The following is a 20135-nucleotide window of genomic DNA, read 5'->3' as shown; positions in this document are numbered from 1 at the left end:
GATTTGATGATGAAATATTTTCGTTTTGTTATTCAATCAGTGAACAACTTAACGTTGAAATGGCGAGATTAGCATTGCTTTAAAAGCGGGGGTTATGTGGTGTTCGCTCCAAGCATGAAGGTGTTTAGGTATTTACCAATTATCGATAAATGTAAAGTTGAGCAATAGCAAATAAGCCCAGCATTAATTACTAATGCTGGGCTTTTTACTCAACCTAAACAAAGTTCTAGGCTAAATCGGCTGCGCTTGGTAAAGACGCAAATGCACCATAACGGCTTACTGCAAAAGCGCCAGCTTTAGCTGCATAAGCAATGGTTTGTTCGATATTCTCTGGCGTTTGGCAAAACGCTTTAAAGCTTTGTTTGTTTTCACAGTGCTGACCAATCTTTGATAGCATACCGCCAATAAATGCATCGCCTGCGGCTGTGGTATCAACCACTTTTGTAGCTGGTGGGCTAACTTGGCCTTTAAAGTCTGCGTGGTAAAAGCTGATTGCTTCGCCGCCATTAGTAACTAGCAAACAGGTTACACCGGCCTTTAAAATGGCATCAATAGTATGCTCAAGTGGCATTTCTTGATGGCTTTTTTGATTTAAAAACTCAAGCTCTTCAAATGAAAGTTTTACGATATCTGCAAGTGAAATTACATGCCACATTCTATCAAGCGTATGGCGCATACTTGGCCATAGGTTTTCGCGCAGATTCATATCAAAGCTACAAATTGCACCGGCTTTTTTCGCCTGCGTTAAACCATAAATTGTGGTTTGATAGATATTGTGCTCAGTCAAACTGTTGCTGCATACATGCATGATGGCGTGATTTGCAAACATTGCATGGTCAAAATCGTCTACGCGATACAGTAAATCGGCGGCTGGTGGGCGATAAAAGCTAAACGAGCGTTCGCCACTGTCATCAAGTGATACAAACGCCAATGCTGTTTTAGCCGCATCGGTGAAAGTACAGTAATCAGTGTTTACCGCATGCTGGTCAAGCTCTTGTTTAATAAAGTGACCGAACATATCATCGCCTAACATACCGCAAAAGCTGGTGTTTAGGCCTAGTTTTGCTGCTGCAACAGCCACATTAGCTGGTGCGCCACCTGCGTATTTGGTAAATGACTCTGGTTGTTTACCATCTGATAAAAAGTCGATTAATGCTTCGCCAAAACACACTAAACTCATTATGCATTCCTCAAGGTTAAGGTTCTTAATACTTCGTAGCAGGCACCCATAGTATGGTAGTCGGTTTTGCCTGCTGGCGATTTTTCGTCACTGTATGGTTGGTTTTGTGCTGATAAAATGCGATACCACGCACCATATTGGTGATCTACCATATGTTGCCAACTGTATTGCCATATTTTTTCGTACCATTGCCAATAGCTTTCGTCATGTGTGGCATCAGCTAGTAGGGCTGCTGCGGCTAATGACTCGGCCTGCACCCAAAAGTATTTATCGCTATCACAAATTTGTTTATCTGGTGCAAAGCCATAGAAAATGCCCCCATGTTGTTGATCCCACGCGATGCTCAGAGTTTCATCAAACAGGCTTTTAGCGCGCGTTACCAGCCAAGGTTCATCAATATGGCGGTTTAAAATAAGTAACAGTTTTGCCCACTCAGTTTGATGACCTGGTTGAAATCCCCAAGGTCTAAATAAATGCTGCGGGTCATCTTTGTTGTAATCTAAATCGATTTGCCAATTTTTAGAATAGTGCTCCCACACCAACTGTTGGCTGTGGGCTGCCAGTTTTACGGTAAAAGTTTCGGCAAGCTGTTTAGCGCGTTTTAAATAACGGGTCTCGTTAGTTGCTTCAAAACACATGAGTAAGGCTTCGCATAAATGCATATTGGCATTTTGGCCGCGATAGTCATCTGCACAGCTAAAATCAGCATTTTGCTCATCTAAATAGGCATTATGCTGTGGTTCAAAGTAGTGCTGCTCTAATAAATTCCATACCTGTGAAATAGTTTTTTTGCAGTCGTTCACCCCTGCTTTTAAAGCAACCGCGTTTGCAAGCATTACAAAGGCAAGCCCGTAGCAATGGTTGGTGTCGTCTAACACAGTGACTTTGCCGTTATCATCTTGCTCAATAAGCCAAGCATAACCACCAGATGCTTGTTTATGCGCATGTTCAAGGTGAGCTAAACCATGTTTAGTGAGGCTTAAATATTCTGGGTCTTTAAACTCTATGTACGCCATTGCATAGTTAAAAACAAAGCGGGTGCTCGAGACTAAATGGCGAGTGTGTTTATCGTAAATCGCGCCATTATTTTTAAAGAACTGATAAAAGCCCGCTAAGCCATGGGCTGAATGATCAACACAATGGGGGTGATAAAAAGCAAGGGTATCTTGGATATGCTGCTTAAGAAAATCAGGGCTTTTAAAGTCAACTTTGGCCATGGGTTATTAATAAATCTGTGTACATCTTGCAACTATAGCAGGAAATAAAAATATTGGAACGTTCCTAGTAAATCTTTGTGCTATTTTTACTTCAATGTGTAGAATCAAAGGTAACTTGTTAACGGAGTGAAAACCACGTGAGTGAAATAAATACAAACCAATCGTTTGTCGCCGATGGTTCGCAGCAAAATAAAAACTACCTGCTACCACTGACAGCAATGACAACCCTGTTCTTTTTATGGGGTTTCATTACAGTTTTAAATGACGTGTTGATCCCGCGCTTAAAAGGGGTATTCGATTTAACCTACACAGAAGCAATGCTGGTTCAGTTTTGTTTCTTTGGTGCTTACTTTATTGTTTCGCTACCTGCGGGTATGTTGGTTAAAAAAATGGGCTACAAAAATGGCGTACTAACCGGCTTAGTCGTGGCATCAATTGGCTGTATGTTATTTTACCCAGCAGTTGTTGTGCATGAGTACTGGTTATTCTTAGGTGCGTTATTTGTTCTAGCAGCAGGTATTACCGTATTACAGGTATCTGCTAACCCGTATGTTGTGGCGTTAGGTCCTGAAAAAACGGCGTCGTCACGTTTAAATTTAGCTCAAGCACTTAACTCACTCGGTACCACAGTTGGTCCATATGTGGGTGGTATTTTATTCTTTGGTACAGCAGGCACATTAGCTGCAAACGCAGCAACTGCAGAATCTGTAAAAGTGCCTTACCTTATGCTTGCAGCAGCACTACTGACCATTGCTGTAGTATTTGCCTTCTTTAAATTACCGGTGATTGCAGAGCATACAGAAGAGCAAGACTGTAAAGCGAAAGGCCACAGCCTTGCCGAAGCACCTCATTTAATGATGGGTGTTATAGGTATCTTCTGTTACGTAGGTGCTGAGGTTTCAATTGGTAGCTTCTTAGTAAACTATTTTGGTGAAGAACACATTGCTGGCCTTGAAGAGCATGCGGCTGCAAGCTTAATTGCTTATTATTGGGGTGGTGCAATGGTGGGTCGTTTCATTGGCTCTGCAGCACTACAAAAAATTGCGCCTTCAAAAGCGTTATTCTTTAATGCCATGATGGTTATTGTATTGCTGTTAGTGACTATATTCACTGAAGGTGATGTGGCGCTTTACTCAGTACTTGCAATTGGTTTATTCAACTCAATTATGTTCCCGACTATTTTCTCTGTTGCTATTGAAGGTTTAGGCTCACTAACCAGTAAAGGTTCGGGTTGGTTATGTTTAGCAATCGTTGGTGGTGCCTTAGTACCATTAGTACAAGGTGTAGTTGCTGATACAGTAAACATCCAACAAAGCTTCTTTGTACCAGTGATTTGTTATGCATTTATCGCTTGGTATGGCTTAAATGTTGTACGTTTAGCTGATAGCTGGAAAAAACGCATCAGCTAAAATTACTATCAATAAAAACCCCGCACTGAGTTGCGGGGTTTTTTTGTGCCATTTTTTTGCTATACCGAAAAAAACTAGATGACAAAATGATTTAATGAATACGTATTCAGGGACGGTTTAAGTAACAATTTATAGGAACGTTCCAAAGGGTTTTTTGCTGCTTTTTTATTAATACGACTTAAGAAGTGAAATTGGCTGCCGTTAACAAAGTAATTGATTTTCAAAGAAAGCGTACTTTAATAAAAGGAACGTTTTTCTAGTTTTAGCTTAATTTTATAAGACAAAGAGCTTTAAATTTGTTAAATATAAAGAGGCTAACAACGAAAAAAATAACAAACAGGTTTGTCATGCAAAGCACTCTTAAATTTACCACCAAGGTAACTGTGGCTGCATCACTGGTTTTAGTGATAGTGCTCGGTTTATTCACCATTAATAACTTCATCTCTATGCGCAGCCAAACGCAGGAGCAGCTTTCGCTTGTTCTTCAAGAGATTTCTCAGTCAGTGTCGCAAAACATAGCTAACTGGTTAAATGCTAAATTAGCCATTGTTTCGTCAGTTGCTGATACCTATCAACTTGGTGATAGCAAAGAGCTTACGCTTACGCAGCTGAACACAGCCGACAAAGCGGGGAGTTTTAAAAATACCTACATCGGTATCACGGATGGCACCTTTGTATTAAACGACCAATCTGTTGTCTTACCGCCAGACTACGATGCAACAACACGTCCGTGGTACAAGCTTGTTGAAAACAAAACAAACACTGCCTTTACTGCCCCTTATATTGACGTAACCACCAATGAACTGACTATTTCAGCTGTAGCGCCTATGCAAGCTAACGGTGTGTTTAGTGGGGTTGCAGGTGCCGACATCGACATGAAAACCATTACTAAAATCGTCAACGAAATTGACTTTTTAGGGTTCGGTTATGGCTTTTTGCTAGATAGTGAAGGCCGCATTTTAAGCCACCCAGAAACTAAATTTAACGACAAAAACATGAGTGACTTATTCGGTAAAAGCTTGTCGTTACAATCTGAGTTTGTTGAAGTACAGGTAGGTGGTTTAGACAAATTAGTATCGTTTACCAAAATCAAAGGAATTCAAAACGTTGATTGGTATTTAGGTGTGGTGATCAACGAAGAAATTGCTTACTCATCAGTTGCCTCATTTAGAAATATGGCGGCTATTTACATGCTATTGGGTATAGTTGCGATTGTATTAATGATGCAGTTTTTACTTCGCTATTTAATGCGCCCAATGCAACGCTTAAACGATGCAATTAAAGATATTGCGCAAGGTGAGGGGGATTTAACCCGCCGACTTGAGGTTGAAAATAATGACGAGTTTGGTGAGCTAAGCCATTACTTTAATGCGTTCATCGAGAAAATTCATACATCAATTGAGCAAGTTAAAAATACCACCGTTGAGCTTGAACGCTTAGTTGAGAGTTTAGTTAATCAAACTCAAGGCACGCTCGACATGTATGCTGACCAAACAAAACGTACTGATAACGTGGCAACTGCAATCAATGAACTGACATCGAGTGCGGTAGAAATCTCAAATAGTGCAAGTAATGCGTCAACATTAGCAACCAGTGCTAACAGCCAATCATTACAAAGCCAATCTGCATTAGCTGACAACTTATCAGCTATTAATGCTTTATCTCGTAATATGGAGCAGGCGCAAAAAACCATTAATAGTTTAGATGCACACACTGTAAGCATCGGCCAAGTGCTTGAAGTGATCAAAGGTGTGAGTGAGCAAACTAACTTGCTCGCACTTAATGCGGCGATAGAGGCGGCCCGTGCAGGTGAAGCAGGTCGTGGTTTTGCGGTTGTAGCCGACGAGGTACGCCAACTTGCGCACCGTACACAACAATCAACACAAGAAATCGAAGACACTATTTCTCAGTTACAACAAGGTTCTGCGTCTGCCGTTGAAGTTATGACGGCCAGTATTCGCGACAGTGAAAAGAGTGTTGAGCAAGCTCATGTAGCTGGCGATAAAATGGCAGAGGTAACCCGTGCCATTGAGTCAATTGATGAGGTGAACCACAGTGTTGCCAATGCCACGACTGAGCAAAATCAAGTGATTCAAAGTTTAGACAGTGACATACACTCAATTAGTGAGCTTTCAAATCAAGGTCAAAGTAATCTTAATAACACCTTGAATGAGTGCACTAAATTGAAAGCCCAGTTCTATGAGCTTGAACAATTGGTACTTAAATTTAAAGTTTAGTTGTTAAGAGACTGCAATTTTGGATCAAAATTGGCTTAATGCCATTACGTTAAACAGTGTCGACACGGCGGATAAACAGCGTCGTGCCTTCACGTTATTTGCCATGGCTTTTTTTGCCATCGTATTAATCACTTCGTTAGTGTTATCTAACTATCAAATTTACGCCTTACCGCTCACTATTATGTTAGTGGTGAGCGATGTCACTATTGTGCTGTGTATGCTCTATTACTTTCGCACTGGTGCTTTAGTCTCTGTAAGCTGCATTATTTTATCGATCATTTTGCTGCTCTGTGTAGCCTTGGTATACACCGGCGGCAAAGAAAACACCGCTTTATATTGGCTTATGTTTTACCCTATTGTGGCTTATGTCACCTTAGGGTTAAAAGTGGGCAGTGTGTTGGTTGGGATTATGTATGCTAGTGCAGTTGCACTGCTGTTTAGCCCCAACTTTGGCCAAGCGCATTACGGGCAAGTTGAAACTTCACGCTTTTTAGCCTCTTTCACTATGGTGATTTTGTTTTCTGGGATCAGTGAATACTTTAGACAAAAAAGCCATCAAAAAATTGCTGATATTACCTTAATAGAAAAACGCGATGCATTAACAGACCCACTAACAGGCCTTGCCAATCGTCGTTACATTTATGAGCATATTCAGCCGCGCCTTGAAGCTGAAGCGGCTAATTATTTACCTATGTCGGTATTATTAATTGATTTAGATAACTTTAAATCACTTAACGATACTTATGGTCATGACTTTGGCGATCAGGCATTAATAGCCTTTACCTCTATGCTGCACGATAAATTACGTGGTACAGATATAAAAGCCCGTTATGGCGGTGAAGAGTTTATTATTTTGCTGCCAAAAGCTGGGCTTAACATTGCCCATGCTGTGGCTGAAAAACTGCGTAGTTATGTCGCCGAAAAACAGATCCCTTATGATGTGGGGCAGTCTGTGACTATTACCTGTAGTATCGGTATTGCCAGCCTAGAACGTGGTAGCCAATTTAGTAAAGCGATTAAACAAGCTGACGACAACCTCTATAAAGCCAAAGCTAAAGGGCGTAATGTAGTGGTCTCTGATTTAACTGAGATAAGCTAAATGGCAAAGCTAATTTATGTATATGACCCAATGTGTAGTTGGTGTTGGGGCTACAGAGAAACCTGGTTAAAACTAAAAGCTGCCCTTGGTGATAAACTTGCTATTGAATATAAAGTAGGTGGCCTTGCGCCTGATTCAGATGAGCCAATGCCTAAAGAGATGCAGCAGTTTTTACAGCAAACATGGCAACGTATTGAACAGCAACTTGGCACGCCATTCAATCATGAGTTTTGGCATACCGCGCAACCACGCCGCTCTACTTACCCTGCATGCCGTGCAGTGCTTGTTGCAAGGCAGCACAATAAAGAGCACGAGATGCTACTCGCCATTCAAAAAGCCTACTACTTAGATGCACAAAATCCATCTGACATCAGCACCCTTGCAAGCCTTGCTGAGCAAATAGGGTTAGAAAAAAATGCATTTATTAACGAAATTGAAAGTGAAAGAATAAATTCGTTACTTTTGGCCGAAATAAACCAGGCGAGAAGTTTACCTATTCAAGGTTTTCCTTCTTTAGTCCTTGAAAATAAAGGCCTCTACGCTGCTGTCCCTGTTAATTACCTAGACTGGCAAAGCACTTATCAGCAAATCCTATCCCATATTTAGTTCCCGAAACCCTGCAACTTTTGCCTTATCTTTGCGCAATATAAACTAATTGTTACAGCTGTCATATTTTTGTATTTTTTGCGCAACATGCTTGTCATTTTTCATCGTTATCCTTTCGCACAATAAAACAACCCAACTAGCAAATTAAGCTAACTTAACGAGTAAAGGTGTATGCGATGAAAGGCGTTAAACCACTGATTTTAGCAGGTATTGTAGCGGCATCTGCAGCAGTACATGCAAACGATCTAGATAAAGTAATTGATAAAAGCAGCGAGATAAACAAATCTGCAGCGCAATCACAAACTAAAATCGACAAGATTGCAGATTCAATGCAAGGTCGTTTACAACAATTCAAAGCCCTTAATAAAGAAATTGACGGCTTAACTGTTTATAACGCGCAACTTACTAAGCAATTAAACAACCAAATTGCAGAAATGGACGCGTTAAACGAGTCAATGGATCAGGTATCAGTTATTGAGCGTCAAATTACGCCTTTAATGATGCGTATGATCACAGGTCTTGAGCAATTTGTTGCACTAGACGTGCCTTTCTTAACTGAAGAACGTAGCAAGCGTATTGCATCATTAAAAGAAATGATGGACCGCGCAGACATCACTTCAAGTGAAAAATTCCGCCGCTTACTTGAAGCTTATCAAGTAGAAGTAGATTACGGTCGCACTATCGAAGCGTACACATCATTACTGAATGTAGATGGCCAAGAGCGCGAAGTAGATTTCTTACGCATCGGTCGTTTAGAACTTATTTATTTAACACGCGACGGCAAAAAAGCAGGTAGCTGGGATAAAGAAACAAAATCGTTTGTTGAATTACCAGATTCTGCAATCAGCCAAATCAACAAAGGTTTACGCATTGCACGTAAGCAACTTGCCCCAGATATGTTAACACTGCCAGTCCACGCTGCTGAATAAGAGGTTTGAGATGAAATTATTAACGAAAATGACAAAAATGGCCGTGTTTGCAGCTGGCCTTGGTTTTGCTGGTAGCAGCCTAGCGGCTGAGCCAATGGATTTAGACTCATTACTAAAAACATTAGAGCAAGGTAAAGCACAGCAAAGCGCTGAAAATAAACAACGTGAACAAGAGTTCATGGCGCGTCAAAACGAGCAAGTACAAATGCTTAAAGATACACAAGCAAAACGTACAGCAATGCTAAACGAATCAGAGCGTTTAGAAACTCAGTTTGAAGAAAACGAAGTAAAGCTTGCTAACTTAACAGACACACTTTCAAACCGTATGGGTTCACTTAAAGAGCTATTCGGTGTGTTACAACAAGTAGCGGGCGATTCAAGCAATAAATTCATGACGTCAGTTGTTTCTGCAGAGCTTCCTGGTCGTAGTAACTTCATGGATGAGCTAGCACAAAAAATGGGTTCAACGTCAAAGCTTGCTTCTATCGATGATATCGAAAAAGTATGGTTTGAATTACAACGCGAAATGACTGAGCAAGGTAAAGTATCTCGCTTTACAACAGATGTAATCGTTGAAGGTGGCAGCAAAGCACAAAAAGAAGTGGTGCGTGTTGGTGCATTTAACTTAATCGCAGATGGTAAATACCTTGAGTACACACCGGCTACAAATACAATCAGCCAGCTTACGCGTCAGCCAAGCAGCCGTTACACAGCAACTGCAGCTGATTTACAGCAAGCAAATTCAGGTGTTGTGCCGTTCGCACTTGACCCTACAGGTGGTTCAATCTTAGGTCTTTTAGTACAAGCACCAGACACTGAAGAGCAAGTTCACCAAGGTGGTACGGTTGGTTACATCATCTTAGGTGTTGGCTTAATCGCTTTACTAATTGCACTTGAGCGTTTTGTATCTCTGATGATTATGGGTAGCAAAATCCGTCGTCAGCTTAAAGACACAGTGGCACGTGATGACAACCCACTTGGTCGCGTAATGAAAGTGAAAGACCAGTACCCAGATGTAGCGTACGACACGCTTGAGCTTAAATTAAGTGAAGCTATCATTCGTGAAATGCCAAAAATTACTCGTAACCTGACACTAATTAAGATTATCTCTGTAGTAGCACCACTACTTGGTCTACTAGGTACGGTAACCGGTATGATTAACACCTTCCAAGCAATTACCTTGTTCGGTACAGGTGACCCTAAACTAATGGCGGGTGGTATTTCTCAGGCACTTGTAACAACGGTACTTGGTCTGGTTGTGGCTATCCCAACAGTATTCTTATACACACTTCTTAACACGCGTTCTAAAAATATGCTGTTGATTTTACAAGAGCAAAGCGCAGGTATCATCGCAGAGCGAAGCGAGAAAGGAGCATAAATCATGGTGCTATTGATTGATGCAATCAATGCTCTACGTGATTTCCTCGACACAGGTGGCCAAGTTCTCTTGGTCATCGGGGTCCTCATCTTCGCGATGTGGTTATTGATACTTGAGCGTTTTATGTATTTCTTTGGTGGCTTTAAACGCTACAAGAAAGACGTAAAAAGCACTTGGAGCAATAGAGCAGAGCGTAACAGCTGGAACGCAGAGCAAATTCGCCAAGCGATGATTTCACGCGCTGGCATGCAACTAAATAATAACCTTGCGCTAATCAACGTAATGGTTGCGTTATGTCCACTTTTAGGTCTGTTAGGTACCGTAACCGGCATGATCGAAGTATTTGATGTAATGGCAATTACAGGCACAGGCAGTGCACGTTCGATGGCATCAGGGGTGTCTAAAGCCACTATCCCAACAATGGCCGGCATGGTGGGTGCACTTTCAGGGGTTTTCGCATCAACGTTCTTACAACGTCGTGCAAAACGCGAAGTGCAATTACTTGAAGACAACATGGTCTTAGACCACTAAACGAATTTTAGGGTGATGTGAGTATCACCCACGAGGAGACTAACAATGAGAGCGCCACTAGGTAACTTATTTCAAGAAGACGACGCTGAAGAAATCAACATGACGCCAATGCTAGACGTTGTTTTCATCATGCTTATCTTCTTTATCGTAACAGCATCATTCGTAAAAGAAGCCGGTATTGATGTAAACCGCCCAGAAGCAGCAACGGCAGTGAAAAAAGAGCGTGCCAACATCTTAGTTGCTATTTCTGACAAAGGTGAGATTTGGATCAACAAACGCCAAGTAGATGTTCGTGCAGTACAAGCAAATATCGAGCGCTTAAAAGCTGAAAATCCACAAGGTAGTGTGGTTATTCAAGCTGATAAGAAAGCCACAACCGATGTACTTATTAAAGTAATGGATGCATCGCGTGCTGCAGGCGCATTTGATGTGTCGATTGCTGCGCAAGAAGCATCATAAGGAATGTGAGCGATGCGTTATATAGTTGCATTAATCATCGCTGGTATCGTGACTGTTATGCTGTTTTTAGGCATGCAGGCACTGATCACCGGTGGTGAAGGGGCCATGTCTGAGCCCGTAAAAGGAAACGTACTTGATTTTGTTCGTCTGAAAAAAGAAGAGACAGTGCAAAAGAAAGAACGTAAACCGCAAAAGCCACCAACGCCAAAAGAGCCACCTCCGCCAATGGAATCACCTCAAATGCAAAACAGTGATCCTAACGCGAGCAATGCCAATTTTGACTTTGGTGCCAGTGTTGAAGCCGACGTTAACTTAGCTGGCGGCTTAGCCCTTGAATCAAGCGACGGTGAATACTTACCGATTGTAAAAGTAGCGCCTGTTTATCCGCGCCGAGCTTTATCGCGTGGGATCGAAGGCTATGTGATTGTTGAGTTTACAGTAACCAAGCAAGGCACAGTACGTAACCCGAAAGTTATTAAAGCTGAACCAGAGTCATTGTTTGACCGCGCTGCGATGGATGCAGCACTTAAATTTAAATATAAACCGCGCGTTGTTAACGGTGAAGCTGTTGAAGTAGCGGGCGTACAGAACAAAATTTCTTTCCAAATTAACGGTTAGAAAAGAGGAATGCGATTATGAAACCTTTAAAAGTTGCCGTGATTTGCGCGGCTGCTTTCACAAGCAGCCTTGTAGTCCCAAGCGTTGTTAGCATGTTACCAGGTGTCACACTGGCAACGGCTTACGCACAAGAACAAAAAACTAAACGAGTACCTGCACTGCGCGAAAAAGTGTATAGCCAATTAGCACGAGCACAAAAGCTGGCTGATGATGGTGATGCAAAAGCAGGGCTAGAAGCTCTTGATAGTATTCAAGAGCGCTCTTCGAGCATGAACTCGTATGAAATTGCCATGATGCATAATTTCTATGGTTTTATTTACTACAACGAAAACGACCTTGATAAAGCAATTGCGTCGTTTGAAAAAGTAGTAAACGAAGATGCGATTCCTGAAACATTACGTGTAAGCACCACTTTTAGCTTAGCGCAACTTGCCATGGCTAATAGCGATTACGAAAAGGTAATCAAATATTTAGCACAGTGGGATGTGATTAACGACAAGCCTAAAACAGATGCTTATTATGTATTGAAATCTCAAGCGTATTATCAGCTTAAAGATTACCAAAAAGGCATTGAGAACATTAACTTAGCTATTGCAGAAGCCGACAGCAAAGGTGAGATGCCGAAAGAAAACTGGTTAATCTTACAACGTGCAATGTACTACTCACTTAATCAGTCTGACAAAGTGGTCGAGGTACTTGAGCGTTTAGTTAAGCTTTACAACAAGCCAGAGTACTGGGTTCAGTTAGGCGGCATGTACGGTGAAACGGGCGCAGAGAAAAAGCAATTAGCGATTTTAGAAGCGGCATACCAACAAGGTTTCATGAAATCTAAATCAGATTTACGTCAATTATCACAAGTGTATTTATACAACGGCCTGGCTTTTAAAGCGGCGAACGTGATGAGTAAAGCTATGCAAGACGGTGTCGCTGAAAAATCAGCGAAAAACTATGCCTTTGTTGCAGAAGCAATGGTACAAGCAAAAGAAGCTGAAAAGTCACTTGCTTACTTTGCAAAAGCCGCTGATTTAGTAACGCATGGTCAGTACGAACAACGTATTGCAGAGGTAAGCATTAACCTTGAAAAATACGAAGAAGCAGCGGATGCAGCACGTAAAGCCCTAGATAAAGGCGGCTTAGAGTTTGAATCAAATGTATATGTTGCCTTAGGTATGGCGCAATACAATTTACAAAACTTTGATGCCTCGATTTTAGCGTTTGAACAAGCGGAAAAACACAAAAAGTCGCAGCGTTTAGCTGAGCAATGGATCAAGTATGTGAAGCGTGAAAAAGTGCACGCCGAAACATTACGTACCGCTTTACTCTAAATCGTATTCAACAGGTAAGCGTACAAAAGAACTAATTTATAATCGCAACACCAAAGCTGCCTTCGGGCGGCTTTTTTCCGTTCCTAAAGTTAACTAACTCACTCTTTTTTATATAATTAATATTGTCATTTTATGTTTATTAAAGTGTAACTAGTTTGTCATACAGCTCCCGTAAGGTAGTCGCAGTTTAAAACTCAAGTGACCCAAAAGCATTAAGTGCCAGTGCTTTTTGGTGACTTGAGTTTATGCGCTAACACAATAATTAAATATCTATCTTAACGGAGTGAACAATGAAATTATCTGACTTATTCAAAGTTAGTTTGGTAGCTGCAGCAGTTTCTTTAGCTGGTTGTGGTGGTGATTTAGTCGTTAAAGAAGGCGACACCACTGTCAACGAAGGCGATAACGTCACAAACATCATCGATAATGGTGGTGACAATGGTGATAACGGCGGCGACCAATCAGGTCGTGATGATTCTCAAAACGCAACAACTGGTTTCCCAACTGACATCGAAAATGCTTTAACACAAGGTTTAGCAACAGATGTTTCTTCAGAATTCCCAACGATTACAGATAAACCAGTTTACCGTTTATCAGCAGACACTACATTCACAGCTGATGTAACACTAACAAACGATGCTCACTGGATTTTAAATGGTCGTACAGCTGTAGGTAATGACCGTGCTGATAACGCTGTTTTATATATCCAACAAGGTACTACATTAATTGGTGAATCGGGTGACGACTTCTTGGTTGTTCGTCGTGGTTCACAAATCGAATCAGTAGGTACTGTAAGCCAGCCAATCACGATGACTTCGATTCAAGATGTAACTAATGTTGAAACGTCTATCGGTCAGTGGGGTGGTTTAGTTCTGCTTGGTAATGCACCTGCAAACTCTTGTGGTGACCAAGAAGGCGAAGCAACTGCAGACGAACTTGCAAACTGTGGTGTTGCTGCAGAAGGTGATGCAGGTCAATTTGGTGGTAACGTTGCAGATGATAACTCTGGTACATTGAAATACTTAGTTGTTAAACATGCAGGTAAAACACTGGGTAATGGTGACGAATTAAACGGTATTTCATTTGCTGGTGTTGGTTCTGCAACGACTGTTGATTACATTCAAGTACACGAAAACTTAGATGATGGTATCGAGTTCTTTGGTGGTACAGTAAACGTAAGTAACGTGGTACTTACAAGCATTGGTGATGACTCACTAGATTGGTCATTTGGTTGGACTGGTACGGCGAAAAACGTATACATTCAACAAGCTGCGAACTTAGGTGACAACGCGATTGAAGCGGATAACTCAGAGTTTGATTCAGACGCTACACCACTGACTAACCCTACAATTGAAAACGTAACAATCGTGGGTGCTGAAGGTAACAATGGTATTCGCCTACGTGCAGGTACTGCAGGTATGCTGAAAAACGTTTTCGTTACAGGCCCTGCAACGTATGAAAACTGTTTACGTGTCGGTTCTGATTCAGTGCCTCGTGCAGAAGATGGCTCTCTAACTATCACTAACTCAATTGTTGCTTGTCAAACAGCTGCTAATAACTTCGGTAGCGAAACAATTAATGGTGGTACTGTACAAGCATGGTTTGAAGGCCAAGACGGTAACCAAACTCTTACACCAGCAGATTTAATGCTAGATGATAATGGTTATATGCCTTTAGCAGGTTCACCATTATTAGCGAATGGTCAAATCGGTGCGTTTAGCGCAACAAATAACTGGATGGAAGGTTGGACTGTTGCTATCAATGGCGGTTTCCCAACTGATATCGAAAATGCAATGGCGCAAGGTCTTGCGACAGACGTTTCATCTGAATTCCCACAAATTACTGACAAACCAGTGTATCGCTTAGCTGAAGATACAACCTTCACTGCAGATGTAACATTAACAAATGACGCTCACTGGATCTTAAATGGTCGTACAGCAGTAGGTGGTGACCGTACTGATAGCGCAACATTATATGTTCAAGCGGGTACTACATTAATTGGTGAAACAGGTGATGACTTCTTAGTTGTTCGTCGTGGCTCACAAATTAACGCAAATGGTAATGCAACAGCACCAATCACTATGACATCTATCCAAGATATGACAGGTGCAGAGACAGGCATCGGTCAATGGGGTGGTTTAGTATTACTTGGTAATGCACCGGCTAACTCATGTGGTGACCAACAAGGTGAAACAACACCTGAAGAGCTAGCAAACTGTGGTGTTGCAGCTGAAGGTGATGCAGGTCAATTCGGTGGTGATGATGCAGAAGACAACTCGGGCGTTGTTCGTTATGTTGTTGTTAAACACGCAGGTAAAACACTGGGTAATGGCGATGAGCTAAATGGTATTTCATTCGCGGGTGTTGGTTCTCAAACAAAAGTGGAATACATCCAGGTTCACCAAAACCTTGACGATGGTATCGAGTTCTTCGGTGGTACTGTCAACGTTCGTAACGTTGTACTAACTGATATTGGTGATGACGCGTTTGACTGGTCATTTGGTTGGACAGGTCGCGCACAGAACGTTTATATCCAACAATCATCTGTTGAAGGTGACAATGCAATCGAAGCTGATAACTCAGAATTCGATTCAAACGCTACACCATTAACTAAGCCACTACTTTCAAACGTAACGATTGTTGGTGCTGACGGTAAAAACGGTGTTCGTCTTCGTGCAGGTACTGCGGGTGTTATCCGTAACATGGTCGTGACAGGCCCAGAAGGTTACAAAAACTGTTTACGTGTAGGTTCTGACTCTGTAGCAAATGCTGAGTCTGGTGAGCTTTCTATCGAGAACTCAGTGGTAGCATGTAGTGCAGACAATAACTTCGGTTCTGAAGCAATCGGTTCTGGTAATGTTCAGTCTTGGTTCGAAGGTCAAACTGGTAACCAAACACTTACTGCAGCGACATTAAACCTTGCTACAGATGGTTTCACGCCTAAATCAAGCTCGCCGCTATTAGGTGCAGGTGTTGATGCGTCAGACCTTGACCCATTCTTCACTAAAACAAGCTACATTGGTGCATTTGACGGTGACAACAACTGGATGGAAGGTTGGACAGTTGCTGTTAACCCTAGCTTCCCTGCTGATATCACAAACGCAATGGAGCAAGGTTTAGCAACTGATGTTTCTGCAAGCTTCCCACAAATTACCGATAAGCCAGTTTATCAGTTAGCACAAGATGTTGTTTTCACATCTGACGTGACATTAACTAACGATGCTCACTGGATCCTTAAAGGCCGCACGGCAGTGGGTGGTGACCGTACAGATAGTGCAACGCTTTATGTTCAATTTGGTACAACGCTAATCGGTGAAAGCGGTGATGACTTCTTAGTTGTTCGTCGTGACTCGAAGATTGAAGCGGTAGGTACTGCAACTCAACCAATCGTTATGACATCTATCCAAGATATGACAGGTGCTGAAACAGGCATTGGTCAATGGGGTGGTGTAGTGCTTCTTGGTAACGCACCAGCTAACTCTTGTGGTGACCAAGTGGGTGAAACAACGGCTGATGAACTAGCAAACTGTGGTGTTGCTGCAGAAGGTGATGCTGGTCAATTCGGTGGTAATCAACCAGAAGATAACTCAGGTACACTTAAGTATGTTGTTGTAAAACAAGCTGGTAAAACACTTGGTAACGGTGATGAGCTTAACGGTATTTCACTTGCAGGTGTTGGTAGCCAAACTGAACTTGATTATATCCACGTTCACGAAAACCTTGATGACGGTGTTGAGTTCTTCGGTGGTACTGCAAGCATCAGCCACTTAGTACTAACAAACATTGGTGATGACTCGCTAGATTGGTCATTCGGTTGGACTGGTAATGCACAATACGTATTAATCAAGCAGTCTTCATCTGAAGGTGACAATGCAATTGAAGCTGATAACTCAGAGTTTGATTCAGATGCATCACCTTTAACAACTCCTACTATCTCTAACGTAACTATCATCGGTGCAGATGGTGTAAACGGTATCCGTTTACGTGCAGGTACTGCAGGTATGCTGAAAAACGTAGTAGTAACAGGTGGCGAAGGTTATAAAAACTGCTTACGAGTTGGCGCAGATTCAGCACCTCGCGCTGAAGATGGTTCACTTACTATCAGCCACTCAGTAGTTGCATGTGCAACAGATAACAACTTCTCAAGCCAAGCAATTGGAACGGGTAATGTTCAATCTTGGTTCGAAGGCCAAGAAGGTAACTCTATCATGGACGCAGCAATGTTAGGTCTAAGCGACAACGGTTATCAACCAAGTGCTGAATCAGCACTACTTGGTAGCGGTTTCGATGCTTCAAGCCTAAATAGCTTCTTCGACCAAGTAGATTACATCGGTGCAATGGATGCGCAAACAGACTGGACAGCAGGTTGGGTAAAAGTAGGTCTTAACTAAGCCCTTCTAATCCATGGTCGGGGGCAACCCCGGCCAGCTTCTAGTTTTGTTTTCGGAGTATAATAATGAAATCTTTTACCCCCTCTAAACTTGTGCGTTCAAAGATAAACCACGCAGTGCTTGCAGCATTAGTTGGCTTATCAGTGAATACTGCCTATGCAGCGGATGAAGCACAAGAAATTGAAGAAGTGGTTGCTGTAGGACAGCGTTTAAAAGGGAGTGCCGGCGCGGTTCTTCAAGAGCGTCAAAATCAAGCTTTCGTTGCCGATATCATGGGTGCAGAGCAAATCTCTCGTACTGGTGATGGCGATGCTGCATCGGCACTTCGTCGTGTAACAGGTTTGACACTTGTTGATGGCAAGTTCATTTATGTTCGTGGTTTAGGTGAGCGATATTCGAGTACTCAGCTTAATAGCATGTATGTACCAAGTCCAGATCCAACTCGCTCAGTTGTACCGCTTGACTTATTTCCATCAGATATTATTGAAAGTTTAAGTGTTCAAAAATCGTTTTCACCCGATATGCCTGCGCATTTTGGTGGTGGTAACGTAAATATTAGAACCAAATCAATTCCGACTGATTTTTTATTTAAAGTCGATATTGGTACTTCTTATAACACCAATAACAGTGATACAGGCTACTTCTATGAAGGTGGTGATGATGACTGGATGGGGCGTGATGATGGTACTCGTGCGTTACCAAGTGAGTTCATCGATGCCTTTTATGGTGCGGGCCTTGAAGGCGATATCAACACAACACTGGCTGAACGCCAAGCATTGATGTCGGCTCTTGATTGGAACATTTCAGCAACTGAAAAAGACGTTGATCCTGAAATGAGCTTTTCAGTTTCGCTAGGCGATCGCTTTGAAAGTGAAATGGGTACATTTGGTGTGTTAGCTGCGGTTTCTTACGAAAATGAGTGGGAAGTAGCACAAGAAAAAAGTGGTACAAACCTCGGCAGCTTAGGGTGTGAAGACAAGTGTTTTGCTCAGTATTACGATGGTACATCGACTGAACAAAATGTGCGTTGGAGTGGTACCTTCAATATTGGTTATGAGTTTAATTCAAACCATAAAATTGAACTGACTAATATTGCCCTGCATGACATGCGTGACCGTGTTCGTAATCGTAATTTCTATGATGCTAACGAAACGGAAGAAGGTGTACGTGATCTTCGCCGTGTTGATGTTGTGTATGAAGAGCGTGAAATGTTCTCTAGCCAATTAAAAGGTACACACAACTTTATCGACTTTAACAACTTGTTTGTTGATTGGTACGCCGGTACAAGCCGTGCAAACCGTGATGCACCAGGTGGTGTAGACGCTGTTTTCCAACGTAACTACGACGATGGTGTGTTTGTTTCTGAGCAATTACAAGACGTTTCAGCAACTAACGTAACACGTGAATTCCAAGTGCTTCATGACGAAGTTGATACCTGGGGTTGGAACATGGGTATGCCATTTTATGGTGAAGGCTATGAGCTTGAGCTAAAAGTGGGTGGCGATTTCTCAGAGAAAACCCGTATAGCAAACAATACTACATTTGGGATTACACACCGCGGTATTTCAGATGATTATTCATTTGGTTCACGTTTAGATGAGATTTTTGCTTACGACAACATCAATAATGATGCTTTCTATGCAAGTTCAACGGGTTCTGGCATTTTTGATGACAGAACAACAGACGGCGATAAATACAGTGCAGCCCATAAGTTAGATGCATATTACTTTATGGCTGATTATTTCCTAGACAACACGTGGCGTATTACCGGTGGTGTTCGTTGGGAAGATTTTGCCCAAGTATCAGTACCATTTAAGGCGCATAGTAACTTATTTGATGCAACAACGGATGAACTCGCTGAAGTAGCAATTAAAGAAGACGATTTTTATCCTTCTTTAGCTGTGACTTATATCATGGATGAAGAAATGCAATTTCGTTTAAATTTAAGCGAAACAACGATTCGCCCTGATATGCGTGATGTAAGTTCAACGTTCTTCGTTGACCCATTAACAGAGTTCCTAGTTCGTGGTTCACCGACACTACAAAGTTCAAAACTGAAAAATGCTGACTTCCGTTTTGAATGGTATATGGCATCGGGTAATAACCTATCAGTTGCATTGTTCTACAAAGACATTACAAACCCTATTGAAATGGTAGAGCTTGCAGGTGTAGGTGGTGCTGCGCCACAGTTATTAACTGCAAACGCTGAATCAGGTGAGTTAACGGGTATTGAAGTTGATTTCTTGACTGACTTTAGCTTTATCAGTGCAGATTGGTCGAGTGTGTTCTTGTCGGGTAACGTTACGCTATCTGATTCAACTGTGAAACTAGGTATCGATGATTCTGACGGCGTTGATTCGTTGTTTGAGCAGCAATTAAAAGATGCACTTGATGCAGATACAGTGTCTAACATTGTTACTAACGATGAGCGCCGTTTAGTGGGTCACTCTGAGTGGGTAGCAAACTTACAGATGGGTTATGACTCTGCTGATGGTTTCCATTCGACATCACTTGTATATAACGTGTTTGGTCCACGTATTATTGTACCGGGTACTCGCGGTAATGAAGATGCTGAAGAGAAGCCATTCCATTCGCTTGATTTAGTTTATTCTTACTTCCCGAACTTCAACACAAAAGTTAAGTTCAAAATTGAAAACATCCTTGGTCAAGATAAAGAAATTGAACAAGAAGGTTTATCGCTTTGGAAGAAAGAAGAAGGCACTAAGTTTAGCTTAGGCTTCAGCTACGAGTTTTAA

14 protein-coding genes are annotated in these 20135 nt (G+C 41.9%); 12 read left to right on the top strand and 2 right to left on the bottom strand.

Annotated features, from left to right (window positions below):
• Positions 1 to 226: 226 nt before the first annotated feature.
• Positions 227 to 1180 carry a carbohydrate kinase gene (locus HUS61_RS06185; protein WP_175081533.1) on the bottom strand — a complete coding sequence of 318 codons (954 nt, stop codon included), beginning with the start codon at positions 1178 to 1180 and terminating at the stop codon, positions 227 to 229.
• Positions 1180 to 2397, bottom strand: coding sequence for an AGE family epimerase/isomerase (locus tag HUS61_RS06180; protein WP_175081532.1), 1218 nt, complete (start codon positions 2395 to 2397; stop codon positions 1180 to 1182). Before HUS61_RS06180 ends, HUS61_RS06185 begins: the two co-directional genes overlap by 1 nt.
• 137 nt (positions 2398 to 2534) lie before the next feature.
• Here HUS61_RS06180 and fucP point away from each other — a divergent pair, with 137 nt between their 5' ends.
• The 12 genes from fucP to HUS61_RS06120 all read left to right on the top strand — a co-directional run bounded on the left by fucP (position 2535) and on the right by HUS61_RS06120 (position 20135).
• The gene (gene fucP, locus HUS61_RS06175; protein WP_175081531.1) at positions 2535 to 3806 is read left to right on the top strand and encodes an L-fucose:H+ symporter permease; all 1272 of its coding nucleotides are present in this window, start codon (positions 2535 to 2537) and stop codon (positions 3804 to 3806) included.
• Between the two features lie 347 nt (positions 3807 to 4153).
• Positions 4154 to 6043, top strand: coding sequence for a methyl-accepting chemotaxis protein (locus tag HUS61_RS06170; RefSeq protein ID WP_063528100.1), 1890 nt, complete (start codon positions 4154 to 4156; stop codon positions 6041 to 6043).
• A gap of 19 nt (positions 6044 to 6062) precedes the next feature.
• On the top strand, positions 6063 to 7142 hold the full coding sequence (locus tag HUS61_RS06165) for a diguanylate cyclase (RefSeq protein ID WP_258535939.1): 1080 nt from the start codon (positions 6063 to 6065) through the stop codon (positions 7140 to 7142).
• A complete protein-coding gene (locus tag HUS61_RS06160) occupies positions 7143 to 7748 on the top strand; it encodes a DsbA family protein (RefSeq protein ID WP_175081530.1) in 606 nt (201 codons plus the stop codon).
• Positions 7749 to 7924: 176 nt separating this feature from the next.
• Positions 7925 to 8677 carry a DUF3450 domain-containing protein gene (locus HUS61_RS06155; protein ID WP_054552068.1) on the top strand — a complete coding sequence of 251 codons (753 nt, stop codon included), beginning with the start codon at positions 7925 to 7927 and terminating at the stop codon, positions 8675 to 8677.
• 10 nt (positions 8678 to 8687) lie between these two features.
• Entirely contained in the window at positions 8688 to 10055 is a 1368-nt protein-coding gene (locus HUS61_RS06150) for a MotA/TolQ/ExbB proton channel family protein (protein WP_054552069.1), read from the top strand.
• 3 nt (positions 10056 to 10058) lie between these two features.
• Positions 10059 to 10586: a MotA/TolQ/ExbB proton channel family protein gene (locus HUS61_RS06145; RefSeq protein WP_054552070.1), complete on the top strand. Its 528-nt coding sequence runs from the start codon at positions 10059 to 10061 to the stop codon at positions 10584 to 10586.
• A gap of 45 nt (positions 10587 to 10631) precedes the next feature.
• Positions 10632 to 11045, top strand: coding sequence for a biopolymer transporter ExbD (locus tag HUS61_RS06140; RefSeq protein WP_036971869.1), 414 nt, complete (start codon positions 10632 to 10634; stop codon positions 11043 to 11045).
• A gap of 12 nt (positions 11046 to 11057) precedes the next feature.
• Positions 11058 to 11663 carry an energy transducer TonB gene (locus HUS61_RS06135; RefSeq protein WP_175081529.1) on the top strand — a complete coding sequence of 202 codons (606 nt, stop codon included), beginning with the start codon at positions 11058 to 11060 and terminating at the stop codon, positions 11661 to 11663.
• 17 nt (positions 11664 to 11680) lie between these two features.
• Positions 11681 to 12988, top strand: coding sequence for a lipopolysaccharide assembly protein LapB (locus tag HUS61_RS06130; protein WP_062565604.1), 1308 nt, complete (start codon positions 11681 to 11683; stop codon positions 12986 to 12988).
• Positions 12989 to 13278: 290 nt separating this feature from the next.
• Positions 13279 to 17379: a hypothetical protein gene (locus HUS61_RS06125; protein ID WP_175080701.1), complete on the top strand. Its 4101-nt coding sequence runs from the start codon at positions 13279 to 13281 to the stop codon at positions 17377 to 17379.
• 65 nt (positions 17380 to 17444) lie between these two features.
• Positions 17445 to 20135, top strand: a complete 2691-nt coding sequence (locus tag HUS61_RS06120; protein ID WP_175081528.1) for a TonB-dependent receptor domain-containing protein — start codon at positions 17445 to 17447, stop codon at positions 20133 to 20135.

The sequence above is a fragment of the Pseudoalteromonas sp. 0802 genome, from assembly GCF_013350085.1.
GTDB lineage: Bacteria > Pseudomonadota > Gammaproteobacteria > Enterobacterales > Alteromonadaceae > Pseudoalteromonas.
This window is presented reverse-complemented; position numbering and strand designations above follow the sequence as displayed.